This is a genomic window from Stutzerimonas azotifigens DSM 17556, from assembly GCF_000425625.1.
GTDB classification, from domain to species: Bacteria; Pseudomonadota; Gammaproteobacteria; order Pseudomonadales; family Pseudomonadaceae; genus Stutzerimonas; species Stutzerimonas azotifigens.
Window position 1 is genome coordinate 1 of record NZ_AUDU01000090.1, and the last position, 10,438, is coordinate 10,438.

Genomic DNA, 10,438 nt, shown 5'->3' on the forward strand with positions numbered 1-10,438 from the left:
GGGTCGACGCAGACCACCACGTCGCCGACCTTCAGCGCCGGCGCCAGGTCGCCCTCGATGTGTTCGACGTAGGCCTTCTCGGCCACCCCCTCGCCCTCGAAGCGCAGGGTGAGGCCCAGCTCGGCGGCGGCCCAGGTGATGAACTCGCGCACCGAGTACTGCACGCCGGTGGCGATGACGAAGTCTTCCGGCTGCTCCTGCTGCAGCATCATCCACTGCATGCGCACGTAGTCCCTCGCGTGGCCCCAGTCGCGCAGCGAGTCGAGGTTGCCCATGTACAGGCAGGGCTCCAGGCCCTGGGCGATGTTGGCCAGGCCGCGGGTGATCTTGCGGGTCACGAAGGTCTCGCCGCGGCGCGGGGACTCGTGGTTGAAGAGGATGCCGTTGCAGGCGTACATGCCGTACGCCTCGCGGTAGTTCACGGTGATCCAGTAGGCGTACATCTTGGCCACCGCGTAGGGCGAGCGCGGGTAGAAGGGCGTGGTTTCCTTCTGCGGGATCTCCTGCACCAGGCCGTACAGCTCGGAGGTGGAGGCCTGGTAGAAGCGGGTCTTCTTCTCCAGCCCCAGCAGGCGGATGGCCTCGAGGATGCGCAGGGTGCCGAGGGCGTCGACATCGGCGGTGTATTCCGGGGCCTCGAAGCTCACCGCCACGTGGGACTGCGCGCCGAGGTTGTAGACCTCGTCGGGCTGCACTTCCTGGATGATGCGGGTGAGGTTGGAGGTGTCGTTGAGGTCGCCGTAGTGGAGGACGAAGTTCTGGTTCTTGGCGTGCGGGTCCTGGTAGATGTGATCGACCCGCTGGGTGTTGAACAACGAGGCGCGCCGCTTGATGCCGTGCACTTCATAGCCCTTCTCCAGCAGCAGTTCCGCCAGGTAAGAGCCGTCCTGACCCGTGATACCGGTGATGAGCGCGCGTTTTTTCATATGCAATTCAGGAAACACTAGAAAGATTATTTCTTTGAAAATACTGCGTATATCGTTTCGCCCAATGATGGGAAAAAGGACGCTGCTGCACTCCAAAATCTTTGGGAAATCTTCCCCTTCCCACCACGATCCAGCTTACAAGTGGCAAGCTGCTCACACTTAAAACCGGCCCGCTCAAAAGAAGATACCAAAGTGACTGGCGAGAATAAACATACATGGTCAGGATGCTGATTCTCCACCCCCATCACCCCATTGAAGAAGTTTTGCCCATAAAAAGCGTTCGGCGTGGTCGTCACAATTTTGGCAGCATCAGGCATACCTTTGTGCAAGCGCCAGAGGGCCGCACCAACATCATCCAAATGCTCGATAATTTCTCCGAATATTACAACCTGAACATCCGAAGGCAAATGAAAGTCATCTCGGCATATATCTATTCGAGAAACCTCATATCCATTTTGGGCCAGCCACTGGACACCTGCCGGCTCTAAGTCTGCACCATAAAGCTTTGAGCTAATCTCGGAAAGTTTTTGGTGCAAAAGATTACCTTTAGCCCCCTTTCCAAGGGTGTCGGGCCAATCTGCAGCGCCAAAATGGAAAACCACTTTATCCCGGCAAAAATCCAAAATAGCACTAGACCTCGCGCCCAAGTAGTCTATTCTGCGTCTATAAATCATTTAAAAGCACACTCCTTAAACGGGAGAAAAAAATCGGACTGCGGCAAGTCTGGCTCAAAAATATAAATCTCATCCATAGCAAAACGAACCCTATAACAATAATCAGCATAAGAAGGCTCGCCTAATACATAAGGAATATTTCCTACACTTAAGGCTTCAATACCAACACCACTACAGACTGTGGCAATTTTAGCCTCCCTCACAATCCATCGGATATCATCTTCTATAAATTCAAAACCAAGCCTCTCACACTCATGTTTGAATTCCGCCCTACGCCTTCCGCCCAATAATGGATGTATCTTGACTACTGGCTTCAAACGTAGCCTATCTGCAAGCCGCTTGAAATTGTACAGCGCTGAAATATAGCTAAACCTATAACACTGCCTAATAGATTTATCACTAGGTATTTGGCCAATAAATATAATTTTTCCTTCCAGATTATCTTTTTGAATCGAGCACTGCTCGTATTTTGTTTTACCAGCCAGACTACTTATTGGAATCTTTTCTAACTTATCAAAACACCAAAGAACATCTTCATAGGCGAGCCGCCCCCAACCGACGCGGCTGTAGGAAAAAAGATTCAGCAGAACTTCCTGACAATAAAATGAAACAAGGCCTTCACGAAGCGCCAACACATCGCCTTTAGACAGATGAGGCAGGCAAGCACTCTTATTAAAAAAAACAAAATGCAAAAGAAAAACAGGAAAAGATATTATTTTTGCAGCTCCATGCTGCCGCTGGATATCAACCGCAGCAGCCATCCAATTTACACTGTCCGGCTTTTGTTTCGATGAAAAAAACAAAAACCGCAACAAAGGTAGTAAACCGGGATATTTAATCGGCCACCCACGAGAAGGCACCACTATTACCGAAGAGCAGCACGAAGTCTTCAGTCTAAAAAAAAGAGTACACAAAATTATTAACGGCAAAAACAACACAAGCCAAAAAGCACCTCGAAATCCAGCCAGAGGTCTACCATCTTGGGGAGGGGGCAAAATAAGCCCCCTGCGAAACCAAAACCCTGAAATATCATAGTTCTTTATCAGAAAATGCGAATATTTTAATTTATCTTTACATCCTCTTTTAACGAACAGTTCCTCCACATCTAATAGTGTAGAGATATATTTTAATTCTTTATCGCTTTGCATAGGAAAAACGCACCAAAATTGAAAGCAAAATGATAGCAAGCAGCTCCCCGATTCCCCCTATGGGCGCCCCCACAAGAACGCAAAACAAATTAACAGAAAAAACCAACAAAAAATAAAATATATTATTCTTTAATAACAGCCCCGGCATGTTGCGCTCAATACACCCATACTGAAAACGCTCAACATATAACAAATAAATAATATTTGCCATACACAACAAAACAAACACAGGGATAAATATTTTATCCAAGTAAAATCCTATAAAAAAACACCCCAGCGCAAATAAAACAAAGACCACAAGCATAATAGAAAATGAAGCTCGCCTACCAAGGATTAACCTTATATTACCAATAAAAGCAAGAGGAATAGCTGCTAAAGAATAGGTGAGGCGCGAATTCAAAAGCATATCCTGCGCCCCAATTACACCTAACACTAATAGGTCAATACGGCGCGTGACAACTGGAACAGCTGCTGTCAAACACCATAAGAGCATATTTTTATTTTCTGAAATTAGAGCTACCGTGAGCAATGCACATCCTCCAAGCACAACCCATCCAGAAGCTTTGAACGCTTGCTCAAACAAAAAGTCGGGAGCTCCTCCCGGGAAAAGTAAAGGCAAATAAAGCAGCAATCGAAGGGCCAGCAGAACTTTATAGTATATATCCATGGCGAATCCAGCCACTCTGCCACAGACAGCCACAAAGACAATAACAACTATATAAGATGCGCCAAGCCAACTCCCCAACAGCGCAGTCCATCCCCAACCACTAATTATTCCAAAAAACGCAACGCTGAATATAAATGCCAGATCATAGCGAATGATGCCCGGAGAAGTTATATTTTTTTCCGAAACTTTTTGGAATGTTCCATCTATAATAACAACAGCAGTAAAAATATATACTAAACTGGTAGCGTGCGGCGATGCAGTCAAAGCTGCGACAATCGGATAAGCAAACCCGGAGGCTTGCAGCAGCCCTTTAAAGAATAGATGCCTTATTACAATCGGATTCATATATTTAGCTGCCGCCTATTACGCAGGCACGTAGCACAAAGGCAGGCCTGCTGACCAGGTACAAGTCTTAAAGCTCTGCTCCGGATTGCATCGCCCAACAAGGCAGTCGAAAATAATGATATATAGATCGAATCACCTTCCGTATCCAACGGAATTTCTCGCATACCAAAGACTATATTAGAAAAGTTTTTATATTTTTTTTGAGGTTTTCCATTCAATATGGGATGCAATACGATTACGTCACAACAACCTGCCAAAGTGTTTAATAAACGACACTCGCATTTAACGCAAAAATATTCATTTAAATTTTGAGCAATAAAAATTAGCTTCTTTTCATGCGCCAATTTCTCTAGCTCAGCCATATTGATGCTTGGAATTCCCCTTAGCGCTTTAATTTCATTTCGCAATTCTTGAAACGAAAAATCATCGTGCTGGCTTTTATCAAGTTTTAGATTAAAAAAGGCCACTGCGCGGCGTATAAAATTAGACGCTCGAAAAGGCCATATACCAAAGGCCAACTCTCCTACCGAGCCTCCCTGTATGAAGAGGTCATTACCCGCCTGCCTCCTCGCAAGCAGATTCAACAATAATTTTATTGAATAAATATCTTTTACTAGGCGCAACTTTTCTTTTCCCAGAAATACTTTCCAAAAAAACGATAAAATCTATACAGTGTTTGAGGAACAACCCTGCCGCTTAATCCAATCCAGTAAGGAATAAAAAAAGAAGCGCGTCTAACTGGCAAATCACTGCTTACTAACTCAGCCAAAGCCGGGTGGACATAGAACTCATTTATTGCCGCTGCCAAAGTTTTGGCTAAGAGGCTCTCTTTCCCCTCAGCCATAATAGCCTCGCGAAGATGATCTTTATAAAAATTAAAGTACCTACTTTTTTTATTAATCCACGGCTGAGTTGGCATATATGTAAAATGCACAATCTTAGTGTTTTCATCAACCCAATCTAGCGAGTTAAAAGTAGAGGGAATGCTAATCGAAGGCCTCAAAGAAAGAACCACATCATCAACTGATTTAACGCCATTTTTAATCTGTTCATCGATAGCACGATGGAATTCCTCCTTATTTAGGCGTTTTGAATTGAATGTCATCACGGATGATGTACCTCTAAAACCAACATGCTTACATATAGAAATCTGATATTGCATAGCAATATCAATCATTTCTTCAAGGCCGCCCAAAACCAACATATCGCTATCAATATATATAGATATGTCCGCCTTATTAAACTCACTGTGAAAAGGAATGGCAAGTCTATTGAAAGAAAATGGCGTTGACCACTTATCGCTCGTCGCCGAGGCATATACCGGGCAAGGAAAAATCTTAGCGCCCTTGCAATGAGTTGATATGCTTCTGCTCAATAACTCATATGGAAGCTGCGTTTCTTGTGACGTTCCTATATAAAAATTTACTCGATCCATACCCTGCCCCCTCCATTAATATTCATCCAAGTTTACGAAGCGCTGCGAAAACCGACCCCAATCATCAATATCATAAGGCTGACATTGGAGATCTGAATGTTTGAAGAATTCCACGATAGCCATAAGCTCGGAAGCGGAATCAAATCTATATGTCGCTTGATAATTCCAATTTGGCGACTCAACAATACCCGTACGATATGCAATTACGGGTACCCCGCATGCAGCAGCCTCTAAAAGTGGATAGGGACCACCCTCAATAGAGCCCGGCGCGATCAGAGCCACCGACTCTAATATATATGGATACACGGACTCAACATGTTCTATAGATCTCACATTCAATCTATCCGTTATATTTTTAGGCCAATTTTCTCCGATGATTAAAAAATCGACTTCAGGGTGCGCATCTGCACATAGAGATAAGATTTCAGCATTTTTCCTTTTATAATAACGGCCGACCGTAATGAACTGTATTTTCTTGCAAGGGCGAATGGTTTTAGCAAAAGCCATCCGAATTTCCTGCTTGTCAACAGCACCCCATGTTTCAATAAATTTGCAATCACTTGGCAGGAAGCTTTGAAGGTACGATTTGTGCGCCAAAGATTGTATAAAAACAACCTCTACGCGTTTCAAAAGCAACTTCCGCAGCGCTATGGGTAAAAATATTTCTTTGGGATGAGTGAAATAAAGGTGAAATTTCCTAGTTCGGTCTCCTAAAATAAAAGAGCGCAATGCTATTACATAAAAAAGTTCTTCCGTAGCCACAAGGGTAGGCAATCCCTGGGATTGCGCCCTAGCCGCAGAAACCTCCCGACATATTTTGTCTAGAATCCAGCCATGGCCTCCCCAAAGTACACCCTTTGCTTTTTCGAATCGCTCTATTCCCAATAAAAGGCAGCGAAAAAAAAGCAACCAAAACCTAAATGCACTAGCGCTATCTATCTCTCTTTTTTCCGTTCTCATCTCTAACTAACCTACCGCAGCTTTTGTTTTCCTAAAAAAAGCTCTAATCATCGTTTCGAATATTAACGCACCTACTAAAACAATAAATATAGGAGTTGGAAGCTGAGGCTTTTCCGTCAGCAAACCAGTAGACAAATACACTAGACCATACATACTAAGAACGGATCGTATAGCAGAATAGGCATTAAAGGACAAAAGCAACCAGCGCAAAAACATACCAAACATAAAGCTTATTAAAAAATATATCGGAAGGAGGGCAAGTCCTTGTCTGCGAAAAAGATAGGAAACTTGGAATTGGGGCCCCCACGTCCCATTTTCCATTAATACGACGCGATGCAATGGTGCGCCAGACAATGCTCCATTAACATCGAAATAGGAAGCAAGAGAGAATGATGCATTGCCCCATATTGATGGAGCAACTTGCTCAACTAGCCTAACCAAAAGCCCATTGGCTGTATATTTTCCAAGGTACAAAGACAACGCAGCTAAAACGACAAAAGTTGGAAATGTTATTAGAAAGCGCAACCCGGAAATTCCGCCTTTAAAGAAAATAACTCCCAAAATATAAGATGCGACCCAGACAATCGGCAAATATGAATCTCTTTTCAGCTCGTCAAGCACCCCTTCCAAGAATATTAAAAATAGTATTAGAAAGAGTATGGGGAAGGTTTTTTTTCGAGAGGCCCCATAGAGTGAAGCCACTATCAAGGAAGCCATTAATGCATTGACATTGAAAAACATCACAGCGACCAGCAGCATCCCACCAGCCGCAATATGCAAATTATCAATCATTTCTTTATACTCTGACTGACAGTAAGTGCTCCCTCGAGCCCCTGCCATAGCGCCAAACATAAAGGTGGCATAATAAATCAAGCCAATATAAATGTTTTCTGACGCGATGCCATGAGTAAAAAGATCACTATTGGCTCCATAACCAATAACCACTAATGAAGCACCCAAAAAATACATAATGAATTTTATATGTATTATAATTCCAAAAATAAAAATTAAAAATATCATCTCTGCCGGAGGTATTGCGCCATGAAAAGCAGAAGATCCACGGGTTAGTTTTATATTAATCATTCTGTTTTTTCAGATGAAGGAATAGTGACGGCCACCGTTATTTTTGTTCCTTTGAATTTGAATTCAGTCCATAACCTTAGCTCCGTTGAAAGAGCCGCTTTGGCGCTCTGGCTACCATGCACAATCCGTATCTCACTCGGCCACTCCCGCATCCGGGTGATGAATCCGACCAGATCCTTCTGGTCCCCATGCGCCGAGTACCCGCCAATACTTGTGACTCCGGCACGAATATCCAACCGCTCTCCCTCCAGATCCACATAGCCGCCCTTGGGCCCGAAGGTCTGGATCGCGTGCCCGGGCGTGCCCTTGGCCTGGTAGCCCACGAACAGCACGTTGTGTCTCTTGTCGCCGAGCATGGCCTTCAGGTAGTTGACGATGCGCCCGCTGGAGCACATGCCATTGCCCGCGATGACGATTGCCGGTCGGGCGGTGTCCACCAGGTGCTTGACGATCCGCAGGTGGTCGGCGTGGTTGTCGATCGCGATCAGTTGCTCGAAGGATAGCGGGCGGCGGCCGGCTTTGACGCGCGCAAGCGCTTCTTCGTTCCAGAAGGGCTTCAGTTCGCGGTAGGCCTGGGTGAAGCGGGTGGCCAGTGGCGAGTCGAGGATGACCGGGAGGTGGGGCCAGTCGACTTCGGGGTGGCTGGTTTCGTTTGTTTCGCCCCTCACCCTAGCCCTCTCCCCGGGGGGGAGAGGGGATGGTTGGGTGGATGAGTTGGGATGCGTGGCGCGGTAGATGATGTCTTCCAGTTCGTACAGCAGTTCCTGCGTACGGCCGACGCTGAATGCGGGGATGAGCACCGTACCGTTGTCTTCCAATGCCTGGGCGATGACCGCCTCCAGGCGCTTGCGGCGAGTGCGCCGGTCCTCGTGCAAGCGATCGCCATAGGTGCTTTCCAGCACCACGATGTCTGCCCGATAGGGAGGCTTGGGCGGAACCAGGATGGGCGCATGTGGTGCGCCGAGGTCGCCGGAAAATACGATGCGCTTGGTGGCGCCTGTCCTGGGGTACTTGAGGTCGATCTCTACGTACGCGGAGCCGAGGATATGGCCGGCGCGCTGCAGGCGGATGCGGGCATGGAGTTCGTCGGTGTCCGCCAGGGTGAACCAGTGCTTGTAAGGCAGGGCGATGATGCGCTGCTCGATGAGCGCGATGTATTGCTCGACCTTTTTCTGGTCGCGGCTGAAACCGAGTTTGAAGGCATCCTCGAGGACGATCGGCAGGAGCTTCGCGGAGGGCTTGCTGCACAGGATTGGCCCGTCGAAGCCGGCGGCCAGCAGATAGGGAATGCGGCCCACGTGGTCGATATGTACGTGGGTGGCGATCAGCGCCTTGACGGTATCGATGGGGAACTCGATGTCCAGCCGATCGGCACCAGCGCGGCCGCCGGAGGAGGCTTCCGCGCCCTGGAACAGGCCGCAGTCGATCAGCACGCTGGAGCGCTCGTCCATGTGCAGCTGGTGGCAGGAGCCCGTCACGCCGTCGGTGGCGCCGTGGTGCTCGATGGTTGGGAAGTTGGCTGTCAGTCCATTGGCGAGGGTGGCTCGTGAAGCCGGCATATCCATGGCCCCTGTTCAATCAAATGCCGATACCTCCGCATTGATGAACGGAGGCGCGCTCGACTAAATCGGGGATTGTACGCGACGCGTTGCCAGACTTCTTATGAGTGCGACGAAAATCGCGAGCATCGCACCCAGCAGCAGGGCGAGCACGACGATCATCGCGGCCTTCGGCTTGACCGGCTGCATGGGCTCGATGGCCCGTTGGTCGACCGTAACCAGGTTCAGATCGGACGCGTCGACGGAAATGCCCCGCAGCCGTGCGGCCTCTTCTCGCCATGCGGCCAGCCCCTTGAGGAACAGGTCCTCACGTTCCCGGCTTTCCAGCACCTCGATCTCGCGGTTGTGCTCGAGCAGTTGCAGTTCTTTGTCGATCTGGGCGATGCGTGGCTCTGTGAAGTCGTCGGACGAACGCTGCGACAGCGCGTCGCGCTCTGCCTTAAGCGCATCGCTTCCCATGAAATAAAGTGGGATCTGCTGGTTGTTGATCTCGGTGCGGACGACGCTCCCCTGCACGCTTCGCTCACTCTCTCCCAGGGATGACGGGGTGGTGGGCTTGGTGATGGCAAGCGCCTTGGCGATCCTGATGGCTTCGTCGAGCTGCTGGATACGGTTCTCGCGGCGGGCTTTCAATTCCTGTCTCAAGGCCTTGAGTTCGTCTTCGAGCAAGGCACGCTTGAGGCTGTCCGCCTCGCTCAATTTGGCGATCTTGATTTCCTTGCTCGCCTCGTAGCTGGCTCGAGCCGCTTCGATTCTTCGATCCAGCTGACCCAGCCGGTTGTTGATCAGCGTGTTCAGGTCAGCGGCTATCTGGCGGCGGACCGCTTCGATCGAATAGGCGACGAATCCGTTGAGGACTTCGACACCATCGATGTTTTCAGGGTACGTCAGCTGTAGCCCGACGAAAGGCGTGCCGGCCTCTTGCTGCCTGGGGTCGGGCCGCAACATCCTGAACGCCGAGTCGTTGAAGGCCTCGAACGTCTGCTCGAAAGCGCGCCCCTCCCGCGTCAGGGGCTCAAGGAGCTCTCGCTTGTCGCTGAAATAGTTCAGGCGGTTCTCATAGGAGTCCAGCGCGGCTGCGACCTTGGCTAGGGCCTGTCCAGGTGACAGCTCGTAGACGCCGGTGTGGTTGAGCTCATCGAGGTCCTTGATGGCTGCGGGCCTCAACACGCTTTGTACGCTGTAATGGCGAGGCGCCAGGAAAGCGTAGACCGCGCCGATGGCGCCCACGAGCAAGGTAATGCCGGCGATCAGAAGCCGCTGCTTCCAAAGCGCCGCACCAAGCTCTGCGGTGGTTCAATTCCCGCGGACACCTCGATAGGTGGAAAATCCACTGAAACGAGGAGTCATTCATGAGCCGTAAACGTCGATCCTTCGATGTCAGCTTCAAGCTGCAAGTCGTCCAGATGATCAAGGATCAGGGCCTGAGCGTTGCGCAGGTCTGTCGAGACATGAACCTGGGGGAAACGGCTGTGCGCCGTTGGCTCCAACAGTATGAGGCCGAGCTCTCGGGGCAACCTGGAATCGGCAAGCCTTTGACGCCGGAGCAGCAACGAATCCGCCAGCTTGAGGCGGAGCTTCGCCAACTGAAGCAGGACAACGAACTGCTAAAAAAGGCCTCGGCCTTCTTTGCCCGAGAAC

Annotated in this window: 10 protein-coding genes and 2 pseudogenes; 1 reads left to right on the forward strand and 11 read right to left on the reverse strand. The window is 49.2% G+C overall.

The window, feature by feature from the left end; translation table 11 throughout:
• The 11 genes and pseudogenes from gmd to H610_RS26110 form a co-directional block, all read right to left on the reverse strand.
• The coding region (gene gmd / locus H610_RS0108335) for a GDP-mannose 4,6-dehydratase (protein WP_028239242.1) at positions 1-926 on the reverse strand (926 nt) is incomplete at its 3' end.
• A gap of 26 nt (positions 927-952) precedes the next feature.
• Positions 953-1,600 (reverse strand): methyltransferase domain-containing protein, encoded by a 648-nt coding sequence (locus H610_RS25400; RefSeq protein WP_152529067.1) that lies wholly within the window; start codon positions 1,598-1,600, stop codon positions 953-955.
• Positions 1,597-2,748 (reverse strand): hypothetical protein, encoded by a 1,152-nt coding sequence (locus H610_RS25405; protein WP_152529068.1) that lies wholly within the window; start codon positions 2,746-2,748, stop codon positions 1,597-1,599. The genes H610_RS25400 and H610_RS25405 overlap by 4 nt, the downstream gene beginning before the upstream one ends.
• A complete protein-coding gene (locus H610_RS25410; protein WP_152529069.1) occupies positions 2,735-3,760 on the reverse strand; it encodes a hypothetical protein in 1,026 nt (341 codons plus the stop codon). Before H610_RS25410 ends, H610_RS25405 begins: the two co-directional genes overlap by 14 nt.
• Complete coding sequence (locus tag H610_RS25415; protein ID WP_152529070.1) at positions 3,757-4,383, reverse strand: hypothetical protein; 627 nt, start codon at positions 4,381-4,383, stop codon at positions 3,757-3,759. Before H610_RS25415 ends, H610_RS25410 begins: the two co-directional genes overlap by 4 nt.
• On the reverse strand, positions 4,374-5,195 hold the full coding sequence (locus H610_RS25420) for a glycosyltransferase family protein (protein ID WP_152529071.1): 822 nt from the start codon (positions 5,193-5,195) through the stop codon (positions 4,374-4,376). Before H610_RS25420 ends, H610_RS25415 begins: the two co-directional genes overlap by 10 nt.
• A gap of 15 nt (positions 5,196-5,210) precedes the next feature.
• On the reverse strand, positions 5,211-6,155 hold the full coding sequence (locus tag H610_RS24860; protein ID WP_084166409.1) for a glycosyltransferase: 945 nt from the start codon (positions 6,153-6,155) through the stop codon (positions 5,211-5,213).
• A gap of 6 nt (positions 6,156-6,161) precedes the next feature.
• The gene (locus H610_RS25425) at positions 6,162-7,238 is read right to left on the reverse strand and encodes a hypothetical protein (RefSeq protein ID WP_152529072.1); all 1,077 of its coding nucleotides are present in this window, start codon (positions 7,236-7,238) and stop codon (positions 6,162-6,164) included.
• Complete coding sequence (locus H610_RS0108345) at positions 7,235-8,803, reverse strand: MBL fold metallo-hydrolase (RefSeq protein ID WP_051231604.1); 1,569 nt, start codon at positions 8,801-8,803, stop codon at positions 7,235-7,237. The genes H610_RS25425 and H610_RS0108345 overlap by 4 nt, the downstream gene beginning before the upstream one ends.
• Positions 8,804-8,860: 57 nt before the next feature.
• Positions 8,861-9,745, reverse strand: a complete 885-nt coding sequence (locus tag H610_RS23550; RefSeq protein WP_330216823.1) for a GNVR domain-containing protein — start codon at positions 9,743-9,745, stop codon at positions 8,861-8,863.
• Positions 9,746-9,844: 99 nt separating this feature from the next.
• Positions 9,845-10,072: pseudogene (locus H610_RS26110) on the reverse strand (Wzz/FepE/Etk N-terminal domain-containing protein); the annotation flags it as partial.
• Positions 10,073-10,149: 77 nt separating this feature from the next.
• On the opposite strand from H610_RS26110, the pseudogene H610_RS0108355 reads away from it, so the two are divergent.
• Positions 10,150-10,438: pseudogene (locus H610_RS0108355) on the forward strand (transposase); the annotation flags it as partial.